The 23,848-nt window shown below is 44.7% G+C and carries 26 protein-coding genes, 2 pseudogenes and 1 other annotated feature; of the genes and pseudogenes, 16 read left to right on the top strand and 12 right to left on the bottom strand.

The window, feature by feature from the left end; translation table 11 throughout:
* Nucleotides 1-15 precede the first annotated feature (15 nt).
* Nucleotides 16-1,023 carry a substrate-binding domain-containing protein gene (locus tag ACYCS5_RS20590; protein ID WP_165144527.1) on the bottom strand — a complete coding sequence of 336 codons (1,008 nt, stop codon included), beginning with the start codon at nucleotides 1,021-1,023 and terminating at the stop codon, nucleotides 16-18.
* A gap of 217 nt (nucleotides 1,024-1,240) precedes the next feature.
* Here ACYCS5_RS20590 and ACYCS5_RS20585 point away from each other — a divergent pair, with 217 nt between their 5' ends.
* Nucleotides 1,241-2,467, top strand: coding sequence for an acyltransferase (locus ACYCS5_RS20585; protein WP_449291537.1), 1,227 nt, complete (start codon nucleotides 1,241-1,243; stop codon nucleotides 2,465-2,467).
* A 180-nt stretch (nucleotides 2,468-2,647) separates the two neighbouring features.
* Here the strand turns inward: ACYCS5_RS20585 and ACYCS5_RS20580 are convergent, their stop codons facing one another.
* Together ACYCS5_RS20580 and ACYCS5_RS20575 are read right to left on the bottom strand one after the other, a co-directional pair.
* On the bottom strand, nucleotides 2,648-2,917 hold the full coding sequence (locus ACYCS5_RS20580; protein WP_141695431.1) for an aspartyl-phosphate phosphatase Spo0E family protein: 270 nt from the start codon (nucleotides 2,915-2,917) through the stop codon (nucleotides 2,648-2,650).
* 226 nt (nucleotides 2,918-3,143) lie between these two features.
* Nucleotides 3,144-4,541 carry a helix-turn-helix domain-containing protein gene (locus ACYCS5_RS20575; RefSeq protein ID WP_318627019.1) on the bottom strand — a complete coding sequence of 466 codons (1,398 nt, stop codon included), beginning with the start codon at nucleotides 4,539-4,541 and terminating at the stop codon, nucleotides 3,144-3,146.
* 204 nt (nucleotides 4,542-4,745) lie between these two features.
* Here ACYCS5_RS20575 and ACYCS5_RS20570 point away from each other — a divergent pair, with 204 nt between their 5' ends.
* The 3 genes from ACYCS5_RS20570 to ACYCS5_RS20560 all read left to right on the top strand — a co-directional run bounded on the left by ACYCS5_RS20570 (nucleotide 4,746) and on the right by ACYCS5_RS20560 (nucleotide 6,459).
* Nucleotides 4,746-5,195, top strand: coding sequence for an AbrB/MazE/SpoVT family DNA-binding domain-containing protein (locus ACYCS5_RS20570; RefSeq protein WP_029516123.1), 450 nt, complete (start codon nucleotides 4,746-4,748; stop codon nucleotides 5,193-5,195).
* A gap of 170 nt (nucleotides 5,196-5,365) precedes the next feature.
* Complete coding sequence (locus ACYCS5_RS20565) at nucleotides 5,366-5,872, top strand: DJ-1/PfpI family protein (RefSeq protein WP_165144515.1); 507 nt, start codon at nucleotides 5,366-5,368, stop codon at nucleotides 5,870-5,872.
* A gap of 92 nt (nucleotides 5,873-5,964) precedes the next feature.
* Entirely contained in the window at nucleotides 5,965-6,459 is a 495-nt protein-coding gene (locus tag ACYCS5_RS20560; protein ID WP_029516121.1) for a hypothetical protein, read from the top strand.
* 84 nt (nucleotides 6,460-6,543) lie between these two features.
* Here the strand turns inward: ACYCS5_RS20560 and ACYCS5_RS20555 are convergent, their stop codons facing one another.
* A complete protein-coding gene (locus ACYCS5_RS20555) occupies nucleotides 6,544-7,014 on the bottom strand; it encodes a hypothetical protein (RefSeq protein ID WP_318627021.1) in 471 nt (156 codons plus the stop codon).
* Nucleotides 7,015-7,407: 393 nt separating this feature from the next.
* Between ACYCS5_RS20555 and ACYCS5_RS20550 the strand changes: the two are divergent.
* From ACYCS5_RS20550 to ACYCS5_RS20535, 4 genes and pseudogenes are all read left to right on the top strand, one after another.
* Nucleotides 7,408-7,650, top strand: a pseudogene (locus ACYCS5_RS20550) (hypothetical protein); the annotation flags it as partial.
* Between the two features lie 82 nt (nucleotides 7,651-7,732).
* Complete coding sequence (locus ACYCS5_RS20545) at nucleotides 7,733-8,806, top strand: polysaccharide deacetylase family protein (RefSeq protein ID WP_029516119.1); 1,074 nt, start codon at nucleotides 7,733-7,735, stop codon at nucleotides 8,804-8,806.
* Between the two features lie 176 nt (nucleotides 8,807-8,982).
* Nucleotides 8,983-9,918 carry a hypothetical protein gene (locus ACYCS5_RS20540; protein ID WP_459761330.1) on the top strand — a complete coding sequence of 312 codons (936 nt, stop codon included), beginning with the start codon at nucleotides 8,983-8,985 and terminating at the stop codon, nucleotides 9,916-9,918.
* A gap of 75 nt (nucleotides 9,919-9,993) precedes the next feature.
* On the top strand, nucleotides 9,994-10,230 hold the full coding sequence (locus ACYCS5_RS20535; RefSeq protein ID WP_013309068.1) for an NHLP leader peptide family RiPP precursor: 237 nt from the start codon (nucleotides 9,994-9,996) through the stop codon (nucleotides 10,228-10,230).
* A gap of 99 nt (nucleotides 10,231-10,329) precedes the next feature.
* On the opposite strand, the gene ACYCS5_RS20530 is transcribed toward ACYCS5_RS20535, so the two are convergent.
* Both ACYCS5_RS20530 and ACYCS5_RS20525 read right to left on the bottom strand, forming a co-directional pair.
* Nucleotides 10,330-12,219 carry a sensor histidine kinase gene (locus ACYCS5_RS20530; protein ID WP_029516117.1) on the bottom strand — a complete coding sequence of 630 codons (1,890 nt, stop codon included), beginning with the start codon at nucleotides 12,217-12,219 and terminating at the stop codon, nucleotides 10,330-10,332.
* A 132-nt stretch (nucleotides 12,220-12,351) separates the two neighbouring features.
* Nucleotides 12,352-12,639 (bottom strand): hypothetical protein, encoded by a 288-nt coding sequence (locus tag ACYCS5_RS20525; protein ID WP_023987328.1) that lies wholly within the window; start codon nucleotides 12,637-12,639, stop codon nucleotides 12,352-12,354.
* Nucleotides 12,640-12,822: 183 nt separating this feature from the next.
* Here ACYCS5_RS20525 and ACYCS5_RS20520 point away from each other — a divergent pair, with 183 nt between their 5' ends.
* The 4 genes and pseudogenes from ACYCS5_RS20520 to ACYCS5_RS20505 all read left to right on the top strand — a co-directional run.
* Nucleotides 12,823-13,083, top strand: a complete 261-nt coding sequence (locus ACYCS5_RS20520; protein ID WP_029516115.1) for a hypothetical protein — start codon at nucleotides 12,823-12,825, stop codon at nucleotides 13,081-13,083.
* A gap of 106 nt (nucleotides 13,084-13,189) precedes the next feature.
* Nucleotides 13,190-13,354, top strand: a complete 165-nt coding sequence (locus tag ACYCS5_RS20515; protein ID WP_239645146.1) for a hypothetical protein — start codon at nucleotides 13,190-13,192, stop codon at nucleotides 13,352-13,354.
* A 101-nt stretch (nucleotides 13,355-13,455) separates the two neighbouring features.
* Nucleotides 13,456-13,726, top strand: a binding site (T-box leader).
* Nucleotides 13,727-13,815: 89 nt separating this feature from the next.
* Entirely contained in the window at nucleotides 13,816-14,898 is a 1,083-nt protein-coding gene (locus tag ACYCS5_RS20510; RefSeq protein ID WP_029516113.1) for a bifunctional 3-deoxy-7-phosphoheptulonate synthase/chorismate mutase, read from the top strand.
* 239 nt (nucleotides 14,899-15,137) lie between these two features.
* Nucleotides 15,138-15,305: pseudogene (locus tag ACYCS5_RS20505) on the top strand (hypothetical protein); the annotation flags it as partial.
* A gap of 86 nt (nucleotides 15,306-15,391) precedes the next feature.
* On the opposite strand, the gene ACYCS5_RS20500 reads toward ACYCS5_RS20505, so the two are convergent.
* Entirely contained in the window at nucleotides 15,392-16,252 is an 861-nt protein-coding gene (locus tag ACYCS5_RS20500; protein ID WP_029516112.1) for a TrmB family transcriptional regulator, read from the bottom strand.
* Between the two features lie 154 nt (nucleotides 16,253-16,406).
* Between ACYCS5_RS20500 and ACYCS5_RS20495 the strand changes: the two genes are divergently transcribed.
* Nucleotides 16,407-17,309 carry a DMT family transporter gene (locus ACYCS5_RS20495; protein ID WP_459760061.1) on the top strand — a complete coding sequence of 301 codons (903 nt, stop codon included), beginning with the start codon at nucleotides 16,407-16,409 and terminating at the stop codon, nucleotides 17,307-17,309.
* Nucleotides 17,310-17,425: 116 nt separating this feature from the next.
* On the opposite strand, the gene ACYCS5_RS20490 is transcribed toward ACYCS5_RS20495, so the two are convergent.
* The gene (locus ACYCS5_RS20490; protein ID WP_023987319.1) at nucleotides 17,426-17,605 is read right to left on the bottom strand and encodes an aspartyl-phosphate phosphatase Spo0E family protein; all 180 of its coding nucleotides are present in this window, start codon (nucleotides 17,603-17,605) and stop codon (nucleotides 17,426-17,428) included.
* Between the two features lie 150 nt (nucleotides 17,606-17,755).
* Nucleotides 17,756-18,988, bottom strand: coding sequence for an MFS transporter (locus ACYCS5_RS20485; protein ID WP_209950034.1), 1,233 nt, complete (start codon nucleotides 18,986-18,988; stop codon nucleotides 17,756-17,758).
* A 131-nt stretch (nucleotides 18,989-19,119) separates the two neighbouring features.
* Between ACYCS5_RS20485 and ACYCS5_RS20480 the strand changes: the two genes are divergently transcribed.
* Both ACYCS5_RS20480 and ACYCS5_RS20475 read left to right on the top strand, forming a co-directional pair.
* Nucleotides 19,120-19,377, top strand: coding sequence for a YqkE family protein (locus ACYCS5_RS20480; RefSeq protein ID WP_029516109.1), 258 nt, complete (start codon nucleotides 19,120-19,122; stop codon nucleotides 19,375-19,377).
* Nucleotides 19,378-19,707: 330 nt separating this feature from the next.
* On the top strand, nucleotides 19,708-20,385 hold the full coding sequence (locus ACYCS5_RS20475) for a peptidylprolyl isomerase (RefSeq protein ID WP_029516108.1): 678 nt from the start codon (nucleotides 19,708-19,710) through the stop codon (nucleotides 20,383-20,385).
* Nucleotides 20,386-20,611: 226 nt separating this feature from the next.
* Here ACYCS5_RS20475 and ACYCS5_RS20470 read toward each other — a convergent pair whose 3' ends face one another.
* From ACYCS5_RS20470 to ACYCS5_RS20460, 3 genes are all read right to left on the bottom strand, one after another.
* Nucleotides 20,612-21,283, bottom strand: coding sequence for an MgtC/SapB family protein (locus ACYCS5_RS20470; RefSeq protein ID WP_165144485.1), 672 nt, complete (start codon nucleotides 21,281-21,283; stop codon nucleotides 20,612-20,614).
* Between the two features lie 120 nt (nucleotides 21,284-21,403).
* Nucleotides 21,404-22,837, bottom strand: a complete 1,434-nt coding sequence (locus ACYCS5_RS20465; protein ID WP_165144482.1) for an N-acyl-D-glucosamine 2-epimerase — start codon at nucleotides 22,835-22,837, stop codon at nucleotides 21,404-21,406.
* Complete coding sequence (locus tag ACYCS5_RS20460; protein ID WP_275041130.1) at nucleotides 22,827-22,958, bottom strand: hypothetical protein; 132 nt, start codon at nucleotides 22,956-22,958, stop codon at nucleotides 22,827-22,829. The genes ACYCS5_RS20465 and ACYCS5_RS20460 overlap by 11 nt, the downstream gene beginning before the upstream one ends.
* A 65-nt stretch (nucleotides 22,959-23,023) precedes the next feature.
* Between ACYCS5_RS20460 and ACYCS5_RS20455 the strand changes: the two genes are divergently transcribed.
* A complete protein-coding gene (locus ACYCS5_RS20455; RefSeq protein WP_459760060.1) occupies nucleotides 23,024-23,815 on the top strand; it encodes an SDR family oxidoreductase in 792 nt (263 codons plus the stop codon).
* Nucleotides 23,816-23,848 lie beyond the last annotated feature (33 nt).

Here is a 23,848-nt window from a genome sequence, read left to right as displayed (position 1 = left end):
ATACGCTTCCAAAATTTATTTCGCATAATAATCATCTACATTCGCCTGGGTGACAACAGAGATTCCAGTGTCTACCCGCACGGGCAGCGGAGTGTTGTCTCCAGTGGAAGAAGGCGCAGGAGTCGTCAAATGATGATGCAGATGGAACAGATATTGAAGCGACCAATAGCCCATATTCCATGTTCCCTGGGCAATTGTTGCCGAGATTGTGCCACCACGAATCATATCCAATGTCGCTTTATTCGTATCAAAAGAAATGATTTTCAGCGGGTGGCTGTTTTTTTGACTCAGTACCGCTTCACCTACACCTGTTCCTCCCGTTGCTTCGGTCACAAAAATGCCCGCCAGTTTCGGATAAGCTTTCATCAGCCTTTGCGACTCATCCCGGGAGACCATCGCGTCTGCGCGGCCATCCGCTACTTCCACCACCTTCATGGCAGGATACTGCCGCTGTATGGTATCGCGAAAGCCACGCAAGCGTTCCTCATGATTTTGCTGACCGGGTAGCGTCAAAACAGCGACTTGACCTTCTCGTCCCAACAGCTCTGCCATTTTGTCCGCAGCGGTCACGCCCGCCTTATAATTATCCGTGCCCAAAAAAGAATACGCCCGACTCCCCGGCGCTTCGGCATCAAACAGTACCACAGGAATGCCCGCATCCAGCGCCTTATTAATTACCGGAATCAGAGAGTGAGGATCAATCGCTGATATGGCAATCCCTGCGGGCTTACGAGCAATCGCCTGCTCAATAACTGTCGTCTGCTCCTGTGCATCATAACGGGTAGCTCCCCGATACTCCACAGTCACTCCCAAAGCATCTCCTGCATCCTCGAAACCCTTGAGCCCGCTTTTCCAATACTCCAAGCCAGACTGGAAGGTAATCATCATATAGGTTTCTCCGATGCTGCCTCGTAGCCCCTTATCTTCCCAAGTACCATTCAACGGGCCAGTTTGTTCATACCTGAACACATAGAGAGCAAAGGCCGCAATCAACAGCATATATACCAGCAGCGTTTTTTTCATCCTTCCTCCCTCTTCCTGTGTGTATCCTTAAGTTATAAATTCACTTTAATTTATTCTGGTTTCACTTAGATTGTAAACGCAATCATATTAAATTGGAACTACTTCACTCTTCTTACTTTCAGGTGGCGTTAATCCTGCACTAATGTTTCTACGTTACAATACCTACAATTGTGCTAGGAAAAACATATGCGTATCTTGAGGAAAAGGAGTGATATGGATGAGCAAGCCGCGTATCGCGGAGTGGACAGAACTACGGGGTCTTGCCTACCTCGCTGTCGTGCTTCAGCATTGCATTGGCGAATATATTTATCGCAGCGACATCCAACAGCCAGATTCCGTTATGCTCGCGATGCTGTATCATTTGACACGTTTTGGCACACCGACGTTCGTTTTCCTGTCTGCGGCGCTGCTTTTTTATAATGGTAACAAACCGATTGGCTACCCTCGCTATATTGGCAGGCGGTTTCGAGATATTTATGTTCCTTTCCTCTGCTGGACGGTTATTTATTGGGTATGTACTCAAAACTGGTCAACGGCGCAGTGGGGAAATATTTATTTTTACAAAGGTATGTTCGAGGAAATGATCATCCCCGTCAGCGGATATCATCTATGGTTTGTAGTGATGATCTTTCAGTTTTATATTTTGTTTCCTTTATTTTCAAAAGCAGCCGGGCAGGTTCAAGTGTTTCTACGTCGTTACAGCACGAAAAGACGCAAACAGCTTGTTTTGGCTGTTATGCTGATTGCCGCTGCGGCTTACGCTTTGTTGTTACAATGGTCCTACTATGACATGTCTGCATGGAGCACTGGGTTGCCTCCCTTTTGGCAGACTCTGTTAGATTACCGCACTTATAACTTTGTTATGTATTTTTTCTATTTTATGCTGGGCGCAGTGTGCGCCTATATGACGGACACCTGGCGGGGATTGGCCCAACAGACGTTGCCGTGGAATGTATTTGTCTTTATTGGTTTGTTCATGCTTATGGGTCACACAATGCTGATCCAGTCGGGTGATACGATTAATCTTAATATTTCCACCTATCTGAAGCCAAGCACCTTCGTGCTGATTGTCTCGCAGTTGCTTTTGTTGTACGGACTGCTGCTTCATTTGCAAAAAGACCAGCGATCCGAGCCGTTTCGCCGTATGCTGAACTGGATTGGACGCTATTCCTTCGGAGGATATCTGGCCCATGCGCTCGTGCTGTCCTTCATATCCTACTACACCCGCCCGCTTGCACTGGGTGATCATCATTTTACAGCTACGCTCATTACGTTTGTCGTCGTGGCAAGTGTTTCTCTGGGCATCAGCTGGCTCTTTGCCCATCTGCCCGGCGGCAACTGGATTGTTGGCTCCAAAGGCAGACAGCGGTTGAACTGGCATGCGTTTCGTTTCCAGTTCCTTTCCTCTAAGCGCGCTTCCAAAAGCACGCAGGAGCTTGGCTAAACTTGTGCGTCTGTGTTTCAGCATGGGGTTATAAATCCAATGGACTTTGGCAGGGCTCTCTTATGGAGCTCTGCTTTTTTGTTGCCTTAGTATGCTGTCCCCAAAAAAATGATTAACATTTTATGACATGAATATGTATTTTATTTTAAAATAAGTCATTATATAGAATAATAATAAACATTACGTGGGAGAAGTCACAGTTTTGCATAAAGAGAAAGGGGAGGATGGACTGAACATAACATCGTCGTTGTTAATGATCTGATCCAAAACATGGTGAGGCTGCTTTCTGGTCTGATACATACGGTTGTACTGATTAATCAGTTCATCCAAAAGCATAGACTGTTCAAGTACACAAGCATGTCCGAAGCCATACTCTGCGTAAAGATCATGCAAGTGTTGTCTGGCGTGTTCCATTTGTTGAATTAACGTTTCCGTTTTATCCCTGTTCATCCTGCATACCTCCTATTGAATCTTATTTTAAGGAGGGATGTCCAACTACTTAAGAACCTTTTTTGAATCAAAAAATTACAAAATAATACAAAAAAAGACCAGCAATAAGCTGGTCCAGGGTAATAAATTAGTGCTTGGTCAAGATCCACCAACGTGTCCTTGTGTTTGGATTGTGTCATGGCTTAGATTTCCAGCCTGGGCTGGTACTGTGAATACCAGTAAAAAGCTAGTTACCGTCAAGCAGAAAGCCATCCTTTTGATCATTTCTCTCCCACACCTCCTCATAAATAGATTGGAACTGAGCATGTGTTTCAGGAGCCGCATGTGTTTTGAAATGAGAAAATAGTCCAAAACAATTGGCAATAAGTAGTACGTGGTTAATTGTAACAGCTTTTTCAAAAGCGTTTATTAAACAATTGAAACCATATGGATATCTGCCTTTATTTAGGCTGTACTTAGCCATCTTGTACCAAAATCGCACGTATTCTTCAGGTAAAACTTGTTGTGTATACATGTCAGAAGATAACGGCTCCTGATACGCTGCAATTTGGGATTCAAAACGCTTAAGGATATGGTCTACATCTACATTGTACCGATTAGCCACTTCAATGACGTTTATTAATTCGGAAAAAATCTCTTTTTCGGCAGCCATATGTTCTACGTAATCCGGCAGAACACTGATGTCCCCGGACATAAGTCTATTGACGTACGTATTAATTTTCGCCCATTGCAGATACTGCTTCTTCCAATAGAGAGACTCGGAATCTTGTTCCTTCACCCAACTTAGATCGGCATAACCTCGAATATGTTCTAATGCCTGTTCATGATCGCCTTTTGCATCACAAGCATTAGCACACAGCAACTCGGAGTAAACTATGTATACAAACAGCGGCCTGCTTAGCCTTTTTCGCGGCTCTGTTCCTTTACGCTTGGAGTTATGAACCAAATTATATTGGATCTGTCCTAATTGACCCATCTGATGGGCAAATTCATACACCTTGTCCCACATACTTAATGATCTGTACACGTTAGCCAAATCTTTTAAAGCATCTAATTGCTCTATCTCGTCTAAACGATCCACAAAAGGGGCAAATTCAATGGCAGCTTGAAGATTTACAGCTCTATCTTGTCCAATATTGATTTGGAACAAACGATACTGGCAGACCGCCAATCGCTCTGAATGCTGCTGCTTCTCACTTTCAGCCACCTTTTTGTAAAGGTATGCCGCTGCTTCGTTGTAACCGTCTTTGTATACATTTTCGGCAACTTCAAAGAGCGATGGCGGATAATTAGGGTTATCCAATAACATAATTACAACTCGCTGCAAGCAGTCGAGTCGTCCTAGTTCAATGCATCGGTATAGGAAAGGGCTGATTTTTTTCCAGTTGAGCGGAGATTCTTCAATGCATTCTTCAATATAACGTTCGTAAAAATAATCCGGTGGTAAATTCATTCCCGCAGTAATACTATCCAGTTGATGAACAGAAATAGATCGGTTACCAGTCACAATGCTACTAACTGTACCTACATTCAAATCAATCGTGTGACCAAACTTGGTCATCGTTAAGCCTTTTCGTTTCAGATAAGTTTGAATTTCTGCCTGTATCGTAGGTGTGATTTCCATGGATAAACCACCCTTTCAGCATTTTCATAGAATTTCAATTTCAATTTCAATAAACAATGTAGTTTGGAAACTAATGGTATAATTATTGATTTTCTTTCACGATAATACCATCTTTTGGAACAAACATAAATGCTTTTACTTTATTGATTTTTATATTTTTTTTAGGAGATCATTGGATGTTGGACAATGGAAGGAGAAGATCACTTGAAAAATACAGGTATGACACGTCCCTTGGATACGTTAGGCCGGATTGTTATTCCTAAGGAGATGCGAACCTCTATGGGGATTCAAGCTGGTGAATCTTTAGAATTTTATTTGGATGTTGAAACAGGATTATTGAGCATGCGAAAGTATATAGGAGTCTGCTGTCATTTATGCTATTCGGTTCAGGATTTAAGCTATTTCAGGGGTTCATTTTTATGTAAAAAATGCATAAACGATCTGAAGGGAAACATAGGTGTGAGTCAAATGCCTGTACCTGTTATTAAGGAACCTGCGTGCAAAGAAAAAAGTGTACATCGGTTGTCTTCACAACATTTGGTTGAGAAGCTAAGAAGACTCATGCGCGAGCATCCAAACGCCAAGCAAGGCGAATACGCTGAACGGCTCGGCGTATCCCAAGGCCGTATTTCCCAGCTTAAAAAGCTATTATAGGTATCGCTCAACTCTTATTCTAGCAAAGCTAAATAACCAGTCGCTGGTTGATTTCGTGCGACTGGTTATTTCAACTTCCAAGCCTATATTTGCTGTAAATTATGGAATTAAACCTATCAAAGTGGTATATTGACTCAAAGCTAAAAACTAATGTTGAAGTAGGTGTATAAATGAAATCACACGTTCTAATTTATGATGGTTATGTGAGTTTTGAGATTATGCTAGCAACCTATTTTATGAAAACCAAAGGGGACATTGTTACGATTGGAGTAACCAAAGACCCTGTAATTTCCTATGAGGATTTTAAAGTTACGCCTTCGGTAGCCCTTGATGAAGTGTCTGCTGTGGATATTCAACTCCTAATTATACCTGGCGGAGATAACACCCCATTAAAGACGAACAAGCAGCTTCTAGCTCTAATTAATACATTGAATAATGATCATAAAGTGATAGCGACCATTTGTTCTGCCACTGAACTACTGGAGATAGCAGGTGTCTCCTATAAAAATCCTGTGAATCATCCAACGGGTCTGGAGATACACAAGAATATCATTACGGCTAAACCAAATCAGTATGTGGACTTTGCAATTGAAATAGGCAAGGTGATGAACATTTATACTGATGATGAAGATTTAAAAGAAACCATTGATTTTTTTAAGCTCTTTAAAGATAATTGACTCTTCTGCTCTCCCACAACAATCACTTTATATATGGTGATATTTAGGATACTATAGTGAGGGAATTAGCATACATAAGAGGGGTAATTAAAATGAATGACAAATTAAAGGGGCTATTAGTGGGCTTAACCATTGGTATGATGATTACTGGTGCAACCGCAATGGCTGCATCTGGAACAAGCGTAAATGCTGTTGTGAAAAAGTTTGATGTATTTTTAGAGGGGACAAAAAAGAACACTGCCGATGGCTTGATTTACAACGGAAACACGTATATCTCTGTTAAAGATATTGGGATTGCAGAAAGCAGACAAATCAGCCTCATTGATAATAAACTGTATTTAGGTAAACAGCAAAAGATGATTACAGAAAATCAAGCACTCCATATTCTTTCTGATAAAATAAAAAAGGATGCTGTTAAATATAATTTAAACTTAATGGTTGAAGGTTTGGAAGGAACTAAATATTGTATAAGAGTTTACGAAGATTTCCCTGATCACATTGCAACTTATGGATTCTATTATGTAGATAAATACACCAGTAAAGTAACTAAATATGACATAGCACAAGATAAGGAAGTGGAAATTTAAGGATGGGTTTCCCCATCCTTTTTTTATTGTCAAACGATCTACTCCTCGACTTATTCAAGAGCAGATATACCACGGTATCCCCGGCTAACGCTTCAATTGAGCTTCATTCGAAGCGCCGGACTTACGATCGAATGTAATCGGGCCTTTACGGTTCACAAGCCGTTTCAAGTCCACGGTCATTTCATTCTTCAACTTATCAATGAGCTGTTCCTCTTTGATGCCTTTGCTTTTAGCAACCTCGGCCAACGACTTCCCTTGTCCCAGCTCTTTCTCTAACTGGACAGGAGTGATGCCCAGCAGCTTGGCTACTTTCTCGTTGAGATGGTGATTCAAGCCGCCAGGCCTTTTGCCGTGCCTATGTCTGTGAACATGCCCGTGTTCGTCCTGTGGTTCAGCATTCCATTGGCGGGCTGCCCCTTGGATAGAGTCGTTGGGAGTGAGAGTTTGCAACGAATTACTCGGTTCCGTCCCGGAAGCTCCAGCTGCACCCGCAGTGCCATACATCATCACTCCTCCATACAGGATAGCAGCGGTCAATTTCCATTGTTTTTTCATGTTGCAGACCCTTCTTTCATCCTTTTTAAAATAATATTTTCTTTTCCCGCTATTTTTATTCATATTTTCGCCTGTTAAGTAACCATAAGACGGGAAAAAAGAGATTATGAACATTGCTATCACAATTACACCCAACCTTCGATCTACACGCGCTCCTTGGGAACCCTATCCTGTAGAGTGAGCAAGAATGAATAACTATACTTTCTACAATATAACTTGAAATTTTCCAAGTTATATATTAAGGAAAATATGATAAAATAAAATTGTAAACGTTTACATTTTTATTTTTGGAAAGACATGTTGCATTAAGCTACTACAGAATGCACTGCATCATAGTGAGGCTACAGGAGGAAAGTCCAATGAAACAAAAAAATAAGGTTATTTTTATGGACATCCAAACGCACGAGCAAAACCATATCGGTCAGCGAGCACTTCAAAAAGTGGGAAGACATGGACAAGATGTATGAAGATTCACTTATTGTATAGGGATACCAAAGCAGTCGGAGTGCCAATGTAACTAGTAATACAATTACGATTGGCGGCAATAATGGCACCAGAAACCAAGAGATCGAGCTCGTTGTAATAGCCGATGACGGAACATGGAATGCTTATGTTGATTATTTGGAGATCAACTAAAATTTCAAATCTAGTAAAGAGTTGAATCGGTTCGGAGTATCGGAACATCCATACTATATTAAAATAGCTAGGAGGTAGACCCATGTTTATAGCTAAAGCAGGAAAATGGACGGCGATTATGTCAATCACCTTGTCTTTATTCACAGGCTCGCTGGTGATCTCGAGCAACCAGGCGCTTGCGGCTGATTGCTCGAGCGGTTATGTAGCGTTAACCTTCGACGATGGTCCCAATCCCTCTAACACCAAAGCGCTTCTTAGTGCTCTGAAGCAAAACGGTTTACGCGCGACGCTCTTTAATCTTGGACAAAACGCGCAGAATAATCCTTCGCTTGTACGTGACCAGCAAGCAGCAGGCATGTGGATCGGTAATCATTCATGGTCACATCCGCATATGACACAACTGAGCACATCGCAGATGTCATCGGAAATTACACGCACGCAGCAAACGATACAGTCCATTACTGGCACGGCACCAAAGTTGTTCCGTCCTCCGTATGGCGAGACCAACGCAACCCTCAAATCCATTGAGACCCAAAACGGTCTTACCGAAGTATTGTGGAACGTTGACTCCCAAGACTGGAACGGCGCCTCCACCGCACAGATCGTAGCTGCTGCGGGCAAACTTAAAAACGGCGATGTGATCCTGATGCATGATCAGTACCAGACTACACTCCAAGCTATTCCACAAATTGCACAGAACCTCAAAAATCGTAACCTTTGCTCTGGTATGATCTCACCAAGCAATGGCCGGGCGGTAGCGCCTGATGGCGGAAACGGCGAAACGCCGCCAAACAAAGGCACAAAAGTGGAAGCAGAGAATATGACCAAAGGCGGTCAGTATACTTCAAATATCAGCTCGCCGTTCAACGGAGTGGCTTTATACTCCAACAATGATTCAGTGAAATTCACACAGAATTTTACCAGCGGCACCCATAGTTTTTCACTCCGTGGTGCTTCAAATAATTCCAACATGGCCAAAGTTGACTTGAAAATTGGTGGACAAACGAAGGGTACCTTCTACTACGGCGGGAACAGTCCTGCGGTCTATACTTTAAACAATGTCAGCCATGGAACCGGAAATCAAGAGATTGAGCTTGTTGTAACAGCCGATAATGGGACATGGGATGCTTATATTGACTATTTAGAGATCATCTAATTTAAAAAAACAAAATCCCGGCGGGATCTTCCCAACCGGGATTTTTGTCGATATCCTTTTTACAACATTCTCAATGTAAAAATAACAAAATCTTGAAAATTGCAATCTGTTGTATAATGGCGGGTAACAACTAGAAGTCGCTATAAAAATATTCATAAGAGATGCAGGTGATGGCGATGGAATGGTATTTTGCATACAAAGACGAATTGGAAAAAGTATTTCGTCAAGCGGAGGAACGGACGTCCACGTTTCCAGCTCCCTTTCAGCAAGAGGGTTTGGACTATCTGGCGCGTTTTAATCCGTTGCGGGAAGACAGCACGCGTAATTACATATGCTATTTGCTTCCATTTTGGCTGCAAGAACTCACAGGACTGCCCCCCGAAACATACCGCAGGCTGTCACTTGGCAACGTGTTCGTCATGGCTCACTATTTAATTCAAGACGATGTGATGGACACAGCAGCAGACAACCGTAAAACGCAACTCGCTTTAAGTCAACTATTCTATACCGAGTGTCTAAGCGTATATCGGGACCTTTTTCCGGCAACCTCTCCTTTTTGGTCATATGCCCGAACGTATGTTGATGAATGGGCCGTTAGTGTGATATCCGAAGGAACAGAGGACTATTTTCAAGGAGAAAAAAATAAGGTCGCGCTGAAAGCAAGTCCATTAAAAATGGCCGGAACGGGTGCTTTGCTGCTCGCAGGCCGTGCTGATCTGATTCAAAACATTACAAATATGACGGACTTGGCGCTACTCGTGCTTCAAATGTCGGATGATTGGGCGGATTGGTCAGAAGATTTGGTCGAACATAGCTATAACTGTCTTTTGTCCCATATCAGTGCCGAGCAAAAGACGGCTTACTGTGAAGGATTGGGACCCAAACAGATTCAGGAAGCGATTTATGTACGCGGTGCGCTTGCCAGCTATGTGAACATTGCCGATCAAGCAGTCCAACAGTTAGAGACCCTGGAGCCTTCTATCCACGGCCTACATAGCTTTGCACATTCTATCGCAGCTGAGCTGGGCGAAGTGGCGGCAGAAATTGAAGGCGGACGCTCGCATTTGAGAAGAGGCGGACTTGACTACTGGCTCTCCAAAAATATGAAATAATGCTAGATTTTTCTGAGCCCTTCGTGGTATACTGACTAGGTAAATATAACCAATTGAATGAGAGGGTGATTTTTGATGGCTACTGAAGTTCTTCAAACACAAGTCATTCAAAAAGCTTGGGAGGATGCCAGTTTCAGAGAGAAACTGATGACTGATCCCAAATCTGCAATTCGTGATGTGTTAGGAGTCGTGATCCCCGATCATATCCAAATCAAAACATTAGAAGAAACGCCTGATCAGTTTTTTCTGGTAATTCCTCCAGACCCCTCCGGCGTGCTCGCTGCATCCCAGAAACCTCGCTCAATGTGGTAGAATGGTTGTTAATGCTTATTTAATCTAGATTCCTTAACCTCATAGGGGTGGGCTCAGCAAGCTTCCCTCCGTTTTCTCCGAACGCAAAAAAGCCGGATATTATCCGGCTACGGGGAAGCGGATGGTCGCTTCTGTTCCCACCCCTTTTGCACTTGTAAAAGTTATTTTTCCATTCATCGTTTCAATAATCCGAAAAGTCACCATCATTCCTAAACCCGTGCCTTTTGTCTTATTCGAAAAATAAGGCTCACCTAGTCTGGATAAAGTCTGAGCATCCATCCCTTCACCATTATCCCGAATATGAATGACAGCTTCTCCGTTATCCACATAAGCCCATATATGAATAAGCCCCTGATCTCGCAGCGCTTCAATACTGTTTTTGATGATATTGATGAACGCCTGCTTGAACTTGGAGGAATTCCCGCGTACTTTGATTTCCTGGGGAATATCCAGCGAAATTTTTCCACCTTGCAAATTAGCCATTGGACTGATGATTCCTTCAATATGCTTGAATTCGTCCAATATGGTCAACGTTTTGGTTTGGTCAAATTCTGGCTTGGCAAAGGTCAGAAAATCAGTAATAATCGCGGAAGCTCGATCCAGCTCCTCCAGAGCAATATGTAGATAGTCTTTGTTCTTACCATCCTCCTGCTTGCTCATCAACTGAAGAAATCCACGTGTAACTTGAAGGGGATTACGTACCTCATGAGCTACAGATGCAGCCAGATCGCTAATTATCTCCATTTTCTCCGAACGTTGAAGCTCATTATTGAACATCTCCAGTTCTCTGGAATACCGAACCACCTGCTTGTGCTTTTCTGCCAGCCTTCTGCCCAAAATCGCGATCAACGCCAGTACAAAGCCGAACACGCCCCATTTCCACAAAAACATATTGTAGTGTCCGTCCAGAATGAAAAACCAGCTCAGTTCCCCGATAGAGATGACTGCAAAAAATGCAAAGCCTGTCGATAAGATGATCGCTTCGTGATCACCCTTAAGTGCCATGCGAACCGAAGCAAATACCAGCAGTATCATTAAGGCGACGAGTAATATACCCAGAATGACTACACTAAAAAAATAATATATGTTGTTCAACCGCTCCTGTGCTCCTAAATTCACAATCATCATGGTAAAGCAGAACAAAGAGTAGGCGGTTAACAACTTTCTGAATTTACGAATCAGTATAATCGAATTGATGTTTTGCTCAAAAAAGAAGGCTAATGAGGGCAGCAGAATAAATAGTGCCACATCAAAAAGTTGTAAGTACAGCTTGCCATAGCCGCGATAGAATGTATACAAGAATGGTGAATACGTTACGATCATCAGACCAATAGACAATACAATCGCACTTAGAGACAGCCACATGGCCATACTCGGACGGAACAGAAAAAACGAGCAGATCAGCAGCACCAGGGCGATAAAGATAAACGTACTGCCCAGTACAATATCTAAAACATCCATTCTGACCAAGGTCCCCAACAAATCGCGATAATCACCGGTCATCACATTACCGATGATGCCCAGTCTTTTCTTACTGCTTTCCGTCCATATGTATAATGTTTTACCGCTGTCTTCCGGCTTCAGCGGAATCAGAATACGATTATTCTCATAATTGTACCCACGGTAGGATTCGTAAAAATTGGTCCCATCCTTATACAGCGTAATATGCCTGCCATAAATATTTTCAAAAAGTATCGCTGGCGTTTCATCATTTAGCGAAGGTAACTTAATACGAATCCAGGCGGAGCCTATATTGCCGGGCTGCCTAAGCAGTTGTGTATCATCTTCAATATGCATCCAGATCTTGCTGGGATTCTTTACCTCATCTAAAGAGCCATCCTCGTCTACCTCTCCCCATCTCATATCCCAGGAGGGTATTTTATAATCCCCTTCCGGGGTCATTTTGGCCGCATAGGCGGAGTGACCCAGCGACAACAGCATCACAATGACCGCTAGCAGGGCGGCGACAGCTTTGGGCACATGCCTCATATTAAGCACCTCAAAGTTACATAGTAGGATTTACAAGTTTGTATACGTTTTAACATTTTTTACGTCCTGAAATTATATTATTCTATACGATGATGTGCATACCTTCTTCACAAGAAGGATATCATGTTCTTTTTACTCATTTTTTGTAAAATCTTCATATTGATTAATGATCATTTCCTGTTCGCGCCGCTCTTTCTGCTCTCTAAGCCCCAACCATGGTTCACAATCTTCATCTTCATAGATCGTCCAAATATCGGAAAATAAATAATCGCGTATTTCTACTATTTTTCCGGCCTGTCCGCCATCTGTCCAGTATAAGCCTTCCGGGCGTCGAATGAGGGTGCGGGAAAATCCCGGGGTAGATGCCTTTTGTCCTACGCGGATACGACTAATCATCGGACCAAACATGTACCATTCCAATTCATATCCCTCCCTATCTTCTTTATCATATCACAGCAGTTACCAAAAAAACGCTAATTGAGAATGGGCATCTCCCTATTCGCATGATTTTAACTTCCTACAGACACACTAACTGAAGGTTTAGCCGTTCCGCTGTTTGGGTAAGGTCGGAATAAGCAACAAAAAGTAAAGGAGCTGAGCAACATGGCAAATCGTGACGATCGAACTACTGAGCTACATGACAATGATTTTGAGCCTTCTCTGCAAAATGCAGAAACCAACTGGGAGAATCTGACCGAAGGGCCGGATACTCCTCTGGAGGACGTACCAGATGCCGATGAACTGACACCGAACAGTCCCGTTGATCCTTCTGCTCCTGCCGAATTCCTGCATGGTACCGATTTGCTGAATGGTACCGATGGGGATGAAGAAGATCAACTGGAAAGCGACGATATGCTGGATTAACCACTTCATTTTATCGAGTGAAAGAAAACGGTTACCCATACTGCTATGCGGGTAATGTAGTGTATAACAGAAAGGAGTTGACTGATCTCCTATGTATAAAGATCCGATGTCTCAGGCCGATATGGAATACAAACGGTATAAAGCCTTGAATCCTGTGGAAGCAGACGACCGTAGGACTGCGGACAAGACGAATACGGACGATACCTCGACCGAAGATAACCCACGAGGAGTCGCATCTGCGAATCCCGAACCCAGGGATCAAGGAAAATAAAAGGGCAGCAATTCAAGGGAAAAAACTTGAACCTGATAATCAGGGCTTGCCTTCTGTACCTACTTTGTTTAAAATAAGGTCAAATCTTTTGAATACCATGAACAAAGACATCGACGGAGACAAGTAAACGTCTAACGGATTCCCACAGAAAGGTACGAATTGCTGAGAGCGTACCGCAATCCCGCGTTGAAATTCACTCCCGAGTCGAGCCTTGAACCGACAGAAGGATTCATTCCTTTGTCCGAGTAGAGGTTTCCGGAAGCCCCCGTTACGGGCATCAAGCTCAGAAGTTACTGCTGTCGACTGAACGACGTTGACGATTCGTATGTATACTTCTGTAATTAGGGTGGTACCACGGCATTCGTCCCTTGCGGCGAGTGCCTTTTTGTGTTATTTTCTGCAAAAAAAGTCCATGGACTGACAGAAAAAACAAATTAAATTCGGGAAGGGTGTAGTACTGTATGTCTACAAATGAAAATTCTTTGGAGCTGCTGCGTGAACAACTCGATGCTACAAATTTGCAATTGCTGGAGCTGCTGTCCCAACGCGCTGAACTGGCCGGACAACTTGGAAAATTGAAGGAAGCTCAAGGGGTACCTGACTTTGATCCGGTACGTGAGCAACAAATGCTGGACAAGCTGATCGCGGCTAACCGTGGGCCTTTTGACGATGCTACGATTCGCCAACTGTTCAAAAATATTTTCAAGGCTTCTTTGAACTATCAAAAAGAAGAACACAAAAAACATCTGATCGTCAGCCGCAAAAATCAACCAGATAGCACAATTATTAAGGTTAAAGATACGCTGGTAGGCGGCAAAGCCTCCATCATGGTCGCAGGTCCATGCTCGGTGGAAAGCTACCAGCAAACTCGTGAAGTAGGTGCGGCTCTCAAGGAAGCCGGTGTGCCGATTCTTCGTGGTGGCGCGTTTAAACCACGTACGTCTCCGTACGATTTCCAAGGACTGGGCGTGGAAGGACTGCAAATTCTCAAACGTGTAGGTGATGAGTTCGGACTGGCTACAATCAGTGAAATCGTCGATCCAAGACATTTGGAGGAAGCGATCCAATACATCGACATTATTCAAATTGGTGCGCGTAACATGCACAACTTTGAATTGCTCAAAGCTGCGGGTGAAACAAGAACTCCGGTTCTGCTCAAACGCGGACTGGCTGCAACAATGGAAGAGTTCCTTCATGCTGCTGAATACATCGTTTCCCGTGGTAACACGCAAGTCATGCTGATTGAACGCGGTATCCGTACGTACGAAAAATGGACGCGTAACACGCTGGATATTTCCGCTGTTCCGATTTTGAAAAAGGAAAGTCATCTGCCTGTATTGGTGGACGTGACTCACTCGACAGGCCGTAAGGACATCCTGGCCCCTTGCGCCAAAGCTGCCCTGGCTGCTGGAGCCGACGGTATCATGGTGGAGGTCCATCCGAACCCGGCAGTCGCTTTGTCCGATGCTCAGCAACAGCTGAACATTCCTGAGTTCCACAACTTCCTATCTGAAGTCAAAGAATCCGGTTTATTCAAAGCGTAAAACTAATTTTATGCTGGGACTTGTAAACCGCTTTCATTTTCTCGGACATTGATGTAAAATCGGATCAGGATTGTGACTGATCATGCAGGCAAAACCTAAATGTATATATGCTCAACTATTGTTGAGACATATATATGTTTAGGTTTTTTTTATGCCTAAATCTTGAATAAAAAGAATACTTACATGGTCATAATCCTAAAAAACATCATAGGAGCGTTCAGAGTGGGGAACAAAAATGAGAGAAAGTAAACACGATTGACTTGCAAGGTAGTGATACGAATGCAGTTAGTTTCACAGTTCCCGCAGATGCTAAGTCAGGGAATACGCTTCATATCATTGCAGAAGTACAGGACAATGGAAAACATCCTTTAAAGCATTATCAACGTGTGATTGTAACCGTAAAATAATAGAACACAACATCCAATAAAATTAGGCTCATGGAATAACACTCCATGGGCCTGTTTATTTTTGCACATCGGACCTCAGACAATCTCTATACACGTTTCATGCTTTTTTCAGTCAAAGGAATATAATATCCTTTGCCATTCGGACCCATAGCAAATTTATTGCGGAGATGGATTAGATTAGGGCCGAATTTCTCTTCTAATTGTTCACGGAACTCATATAGGATTTCCATGATATAAATATCATGAATAATCACTTCCGTAATCGGCATCACCAGACCCGGATGCAACGTCCATGCAGCGCGGCTGTCATCTCCTAGTGAAAGTATGCCAGCTACGACCTCCCGGTCGTCTATGCTAAGTACAATCCACCGCCCCCCAATTTCGGACGTAATCTCTTCACTCATATCATGGCGGTAAACAGTAGCGAAATCAAAGTTAAGCTCCCCATACGCTACAATGATCACTTCAATTCCTTGTTGGGCTACTTGCTCTAAGGCATCTCGGAACACCTCGGCATCCTCTTTCCAAATTTCCAATAAAATTCGGTGTTTAGCTCCTTTTACCCCTTCATTTATACGATTGATAATGGCTTCATACCCCGAAATATTCCAAATATTCTCTCTGTTTTGAAATGATGCCGTGTACTGCTCCAAACTCTCTTGCGCCACATTGAAAATCTGCTCTGCTTTGCGTTTTCTCTGGGCAATCAATTCATGTGGCGGAAGCGGCACATACAGAGGCGTATTTTCTTGACTGACCATGATGTCCCCACGGTTGACCATTCCAGACAAAACCTCGTAAATTTTGGATCTCGGAACCCCGGAATTCAATGAAACGGCGTATCCCGAAAGTGGAGAGCTTTCCAATAAGGTCACATAAGCCTTGGCTTCATATTCACTAAAATTCAAATCCCGTAGAATTTCTAATATATTTGGTTTTGGTTTCATGACGTCTTCTCCTCAATTCGTGTTCATCCTTACTATATCACTTCCCCTTGACAAAAACTGATATACACACTATCTTTTTAGTAACGTTTTTATAGTAGTCACTATAGTAGCAACTATTGTATTTCACAGGGGATTACCTCAGGGAGGATTTAACTTGAACAAAGTCATAGCTCATCACAGCGAAAGCAACAGGATTTACTACGGTTCTACGATCCTGGCCCTATTGATCTGGAGTACATCGTTTATTGCCACCAAAGCAGCCTACACGACGTTCCCCCCTCTTACCTTGGGTCTATCCAGATTTATTATAGCTTCCGTTTTGCTAGGTATCGTTTTGCTGATTAAAAAAGAACATGTCAAAGTAAAGCCAAAAGATTTGGCTACGATTTCGTTTAGTGGTGTTTTGGGAATCACTCTCTATTTTTCAATGGAGAATATAGGGGTTAGCCTGACTACCGCTTCCAACGCAGCATTAATTGTTGCATCATATCCCGCAATTACATCGCTGCTTGAACTTATTTTGTATAAAGTGAAATTATCCAAATATAAAATCTGCGGCATAGCACTGGCCATGATCGGAGTATATTTCTTGACTTCAGTTGGCGAAAGTTCGGATAGTAAGAATCAACTCATCGGAAATTTAATATTGATTGGAACGGGTTTTGCGTGGGCGTTTTACACTTTCATGACGCGTAAGGTTGTGGACAAATATCCACCCGTGACGTTATCTTTTTATCAAACCGTTGCAGGGAGTATCTTTTTTATACCGTTGGCTCTATTAGAAAAGGATCGTTGGCAGGTTCCAACAACAGGATCGTTTATGTTGTTAGTATATCTGGGTGTATTCTGCTCCGTTATCGCGTTTTTGCTTTATAATTACGGATTAATCAAGCTGTCACCGAGCAGTTCCGTTTCTCTGATGAATTTGGTTCCGATATTTGGAGTCTTATTTTCTGTGTTGCTTTTGCAAGAAACGATTACATGGCGCCAAATCATCGGCGGTTTGGTCGTTATTATCGGTGTTTTACTAAGTGCCCATCAAACAAACCGTACCTAAAATGATAGATTGCGCACTAGTTAGAAAAGTTAAAACAAGCATCGTTGTTATAAGTATCCGCGCTACAATACAAGGGCGAGTGACCTTACCAAAAGTTTCTCGCCCATCGGTTACATTTATGCCGTCGGTTTTTTTTCTTTTATATAAAAAAGGTGGTTATATTGATTGATGAGGTTATCCATAATTACAGACTGTCTGAGCACACTGGCATGATTAAAACCATGTTTTGCTTGCAAAATATACAGCTTTTGACGAGCATTCTCAAGCTGTTGACGCAAAATGTCGTCTCTTATCATAATATATCCCTCCTTGTCATATTATCAGTGTAGAGGGTTATGAATAAGTATACTAAAAGTAAAGGTTTGGGATAATTATCTAATCGCGCAAAAAAAGACCTGCTCTAGGAACCTTAAGCTTATGCCATTAGACAATCTGCTGTCATTCTCCTATCCGGCAGAATGAATATCCTGATCCGTGACGTTCTTCTTGGCTGAAACCGGAAAAACGTTTTTTCCCTTGGCCCATAGCAACAACGCTGCAAGCAGCAATATGCCACCGTTTAACACAAAGATCCAGCGGATTGGCATCCAGCTGCCAAGCATGCCGCCAATCAACGGCCCCGCCATGGTCGCGAGTTGGGTGGCTGATTGATTCAAGCTAAAGGCTCGTCCGCGAAACTCCGGCTTGGTGACCTCCACAGTCATTGCGTTGATAGCAGGCATAACGGACGCATAAAACAATCCATATCCAAACCGAAGCGCACCAAAACCAACGAAGTTGGTTACATAAAATTGTAGGATGTTCCCGATTCCCGAACCGATCAGTCCAATCAGCAGCACATGTGCAAATCCGGTCCGTCCCCCAATCCGTCCCCATTGAGGAGCCATCAACACCGCCGCAATGCCTACGGCTGAGAATACAATCCCGGAACTTAGAGAAGCTTGGCTGCGGTCAACTCCCATCTCAAGCACATATACTGTAATTAACGGTTCCAATATCATAACGGAAAAGGTACTTATCCCGGCCAAAATAAGCAAAAAATACAATGGCCGGTTAGCAATAGCCTCCTTGATATCATCACGAACATGCGAGCGGGTACGGGTTCCCTTGAAGCTGTCCTCTCTAGCGCCAAAGGTCGCAATTAATGCAGATACCAGTACAAGAGCTGCAGAGAAGAAAAAGGCATTCCGATTGCCATAATAATGGCTCACCACACCACCAATCAACGGACCTATAATGCTGCCTGTCGCCCCAGCGGTCGCCATTATACCGAGCGCATAGCCCGTTTTTTCTTCTGGCGAACCCGTTCCGACCAGCGCAATCGCAGCAGGAATAAACCCGGAGAGAAGACCCTGAAACAACCGTACTCCTACGAACACATACGGATCTGTTACAAAAGCACATATCAGGTACAACACCGCCAGGCTAAAGCCTGAACGAATCAGCATCGGCTTACGTCCATATTTATCTGCAAGCGAACCCCAAAATGGGGCAATCAGCGCACTGGCTAAAAAAGTGACTCCAAAGGCAGTCCCCGACCACAGTTCCAAATGATCATTTACGCCCATTTCCGTATTCAGAAAAATAGGTAAAAACGGAATAGACACGGAATAGGCCATGCTGCAAAACAACACTCCAATCCACAAAATGACCAGGTTTCGCTTCCAATATAGATGCATGATGCCACACGTCCCTTCTGCTCATTCCATTATTACCCCCTCAATTAGAAAAGTCTACCGCCCCCCTCATCCTTCCATCGTGGAACAACCGTGAAGAAGCTGATATAATCGAATGGAATGGAGATGATGACATGGCTAAGAAGAGAAATTCGTCTTCCCCTGCTCCTGCGCCTCAGGACAAACCTGCTACGTTAAAGGATCTGTTGAGTCAGGATGTGCTGAATAAACTTAAGGCTCAAGCCAATGAAGCCCAAGCAGAACAGGACAAGCGTAAAGAAGACGAACGGCAGCGTGCCGTCGAAGCAAAAAAAGCTGAACAGAAGAAGCTAGATAACAACTTTGAGCATCTGCTGAATAACAGCAATTTGGACTGGCACAAATACAAATAAGCCAAAACCATAACGGTTTTGGCCTATCTTTACGCTTTATGTTATAGCCAGTCACGAATATGTTGTACTGAGTACAGCACCCCTACCCAAACCGGCAGACTGAACGCCATACCCCATATGAGACCTTTTGCCAGCTTTTTGTCTACCTCCATCATGATCCTGCCCCTTTCCTTGGGAATAGCAGCAGTATGGGTCAAGAATACGGCTTTCAAACCCGTATTTCCTTATCCCCAGCAAAAAAGGTATGATAGAAAATGGAAAAGTGTTCTGCGCTGCCCCCAAACTTTAAATTAGGATGTTACACCATCCAACCTTTCAGGAGGAATATCAATGAACCGAAAAACGATACGCCCATGGTACACGCTGTGCCTACTAGCCATCATGCTCGTGCTGGTTGCTGGATGCGGTACAAAAGCGGCCGATGTGGAAGCTGCCAGCCGGACAAGCACTTCAACTCCTGCTGCGACTAAAGACAAGAACAAGGCTGTTTCCCATCCGATTGTCACGATTGTCATGAATGATGGCAAGAAAATTAAGCTTGAGCTGTATCCGGAAGTAGCACCGAACACGGTTAACAATTTCATTTCTTTGGTACAAAAGGGAGCCTATAACGGCACCATTTTCCACCGTGTGATCCCAGGCTTTATGATTCAGGGTGGTGATCCGCAAGGTAACGGTACAGGTGGCCCCGGCTACAGTATTAAAGGCGAATTCAAGAGCAATGGTGTTAACAATACACTCAAACATACACGTGGCGTATTATCCATGGCCCGCTCAGCGGATCTGGATTCGGCCGGATCGCAATTTTTCATCATGGTTGCCGATGCGGACTACCTCGACGGTCAATATGCCGCTTTCGGTAAAGTAACGTCCGGGCTGGACGTGGTCGATGCTATCGTCAATTCCAAACGGGATAGCAATGACAAACCGATCCAACCGGCTACGATGAAAAAAGTAACTGTGGATACGCTAGGTAAAAAATATCCAGCTCCAGTCAAAGTAAAGTAAGACATTCAAATCACTCTTTCAAAACGGGATAACAGCAACGACCTTGTGCATACGCATGAGGTCGTTTTTGCTTATCCCTTGATGCTCTCTAAGCTGCTGCCTCTATGATGTAGTAAGAGTATATACACAAAAGGAAGCGTTTTCAATCATTATTTTTAAAGTTTTTTTCCGTTATAAGAGCCGCCAGCGTTCGACAAAAAAACTACTGTATGAGCAGTAAATTCGTCTAATTGGACTTGGTCTCGACTGAACGAATACCTTCCATCTCTTGCAGCAGTGACAGCAATTCCTCCACTCCTTCTGACCGGGACAGCTTTAGAAGCATATGAATAACCAACTGTTCACCGTTATTGATGCGCTCGGCGTGAAAACTGTGAATGGTCAGCTTCTTGTGCTCCAACAGTTCTTTGATCCGATTCAGTACGCCCGGTTCATTGTCGACCTGAACAACCACTTGTCGCGTAGACGGGGTAGCCATCTGATAAAACCGACTATGGAGCAAGGACTGAGCCGCTAAAATAAACAACGTCACACCTGCACCAAGCCCATACATTCCTGCACCTACGGCTATACCGATTCCGGCGGTAGTCCAGATGCCTGCGGCTGTGGTCAATCCTTTGATTCTATTTTTTTGTGTGAAAATCATCCCTGCGCCGATAAAGCCGACTCCACTTATAACCTGCGCTGCTATTCTGGAAGGGTCCAGCGACAGGTTAGACCAGACGGCTTGATCCTGAAACCCATATTTGGATACCACCATCATGAGCGCTGCGCCAATACCGACAATGAAATGCGTGCGAATGCCTGCCTCCTTCATCCGACTCTTCCGTTCATAGCCGATTAACGCACCGCACAAGCCAGCGAACATGACCCGAATCAGATAATCCCAATCCCACATACTTTTTTCACTCCACTATTTATTTATGTTTTGAAAAGATGTTGCCTTAATATATACAACTCAATAATGCTACGGCAAATGAGCCGTTTATACAGCTGTTATTTTGTTATTACCCAAATTTTAAGGTATCTTCACTTCATGCTCTGGCAGATTGCGATGTACCTTTCTCCCCTTAAACAGCCACAACTCCGGTGTATCCTGTACACCATCAAGGCGCAAGCTGAACGCCCCCGCTGGTAAATTGCGTATACGCAGCAATAGACGGTTTCCGTCTGCTACGGCATCCACAAGCTCCAACAACGTTAGTGAATCCTTCCTTAGGTGGCGGCTCAGGTCACGTGTTGTACCTGCTCTGTCCTCCCGGCTCCATATACGCAGCTCATCTACAGACGGTGTAGCAATCCGCTTGCTGAAAGAAATAACCACCTCATCTTCAGCTGATCGTTCCGCCTTAAGCGGTTTGGGCGGCTCATCGTACATGTAACCACCCAAATGGTATTCATAGGCGGTCCAGGCGTCGTACCCGCCCTCCAAGGCGGCAGCGCCAAACCGCCGCGTCCACTCACGGTCCCGAACCATACGCGCGAGAGAACCGATATCCGCCTGCACCCCGAGGGGCAGACCCGGATAAGCGGCCCGTATCGACTGCGCGATGCGGGCGTAGCCGTGGGTATACTGCGGCGGCAGACGGCGACGCATCCAGTCCGGCCAATGGGTCTGGAGCACGTGCATATCCGGGGCTACGCACCCGATCATGGCTACCGCGTCAAGACCCTGCCATTCCCGTAGCTGGCCGGGGACATCGCCGCGTCCGCTCACAGCAAGCGACCATGTCGCCACACAGATGTCCGGTCGGACATCTCGCACACCACCCGCACCGTTTACCAGCTCGCTGATCAGGCCATTCACGGCGTCCACACGCAGATCAACCCACTGCGCGTACAGCTTCGGAACCTTCCGGTAATAATTCCGCGCATGCTTGTCGCGAAAATCCGGAATGTCCTCACCGCTACGCTCGCGAAAGGCGCGCTGTGCATGTGGCCCAATATCCCCGTACACTCCACTGCGCAGCCCGTTCCATTCGGGGAAATAAGGCTCCGCCACCTCGAACCCGTCGAACGGAATGTCGGTGACGAGCCGGGCAGCAGCTTTCTTTTTCCATTCCACATACTCCTGGGCAAAATGCGAAAGCCGCTGAAACCCGTCGTTCGGTTCGCGCAGCAGCTCCATGCGCCATCCTTTCCACTCCGGCGGCAGCTGGGACACGCCAAAAGAACCGTTGCCTAGCACCATCGCCCACACCGCTATGCCTCTGCGTTGAAAAGCAGCAACAAGCGCTCCATCCACTTCATTTTCACGCACGACAAAATAATGAACGGTCTGGTAGCCCGCAAGGGCGATCTCATCTGCTATACTGTCCCGCGAACGGTTCGCGTAATAGGGAAACAACGGATCGATTTGAATACTGGGGCCGCTCAGTGCCCACGGTTTCACTTTTCCGGTCAGTGCTATAGCGTCTGTCGATTCGGGTTGGTCATTTGCGTTATAGCTCAATTCGATCCACCTCCGTCACCCGGTCTTCCCCGATACGTGTTCCTGCTATAAGTTCCTGCTGGTTCCCTATGTTACCATATTTCGCAAATGGGGTGAAATCCAGCGGTGACTGTTTCACCATCAACGTACAGAGGTATGGAATAACGAGTCAGGTTTAGTTTATGAACGGAATGGGAGGAATAGTCAATGGCAGAGCAGAGATTGCAAGGAAAGATAGCAGTGGTCAGTGGTGGAGGTTCAGGAATCGGCAAGGCGACCGCGATCCGTTTTGCAGAACAAGGCGCCAAGGTGGTCATGCTGGATCGGACATCCAAGCATGCAGAGGAGACCCAAGCAATTATTGAGCAGGCTGGCGGTGAAGCACTTGTGCTGGAATGTGATATTTCCAAGCCAGATATGATTCAGCAGGGGTTCGCTAAAGTCGTGGAAACGTACGGAAAGTTGGATATCGTGTTCGCCAACGCAGGCATTAACGGCACCATGGCCCCTATCGAGACACTGGAGCTAGAGGAATGGGACCGCACGATGAACATTAATCTTCGCGGCACCTTTGCTACTGTTAAATATGCCGTTCCTTACCTGAAAGAACGCGGCGGCAGCATTATCATTACCAGCTCCATCAACGGTAATCGAACCTTTTCGGGTATTGGATTCTCAGCCTACGCCTCCACCAAGGCAGCTCAGGTTGCGTTTATGAAAATGGCAGCGCTGGAGCTGGCACGTTACAAAATTCGGGTCAACGCGATATGCCCGGGAGCCATCGACACGCAAATTGACAATAACACATACCCTTCGGAAGACTTGAAGAAGGTACAAATTCCAGTCGAATTTCCGAAGGGCGGAGAGCATCCGCTAGAGGATGCCCCTGGTGAACCAGAGCAGGTTGCCAATCTGGTCCTGTTTCTCGCCTCAGACGAGTCATCTCATGTATCGGGTACGGAAATTTATGTAGACGGAGCAGAATCACTACTGCGTTAAGTATTAGAATGGAGAACGTTATCCCCAGGCGTA

This window comes from Paenibacillus sp. SEL3 (genome assembly GCF_054602585.1).
This window is presented reverse-complemented; position numbering and strand designations above follow the sequence as displayed.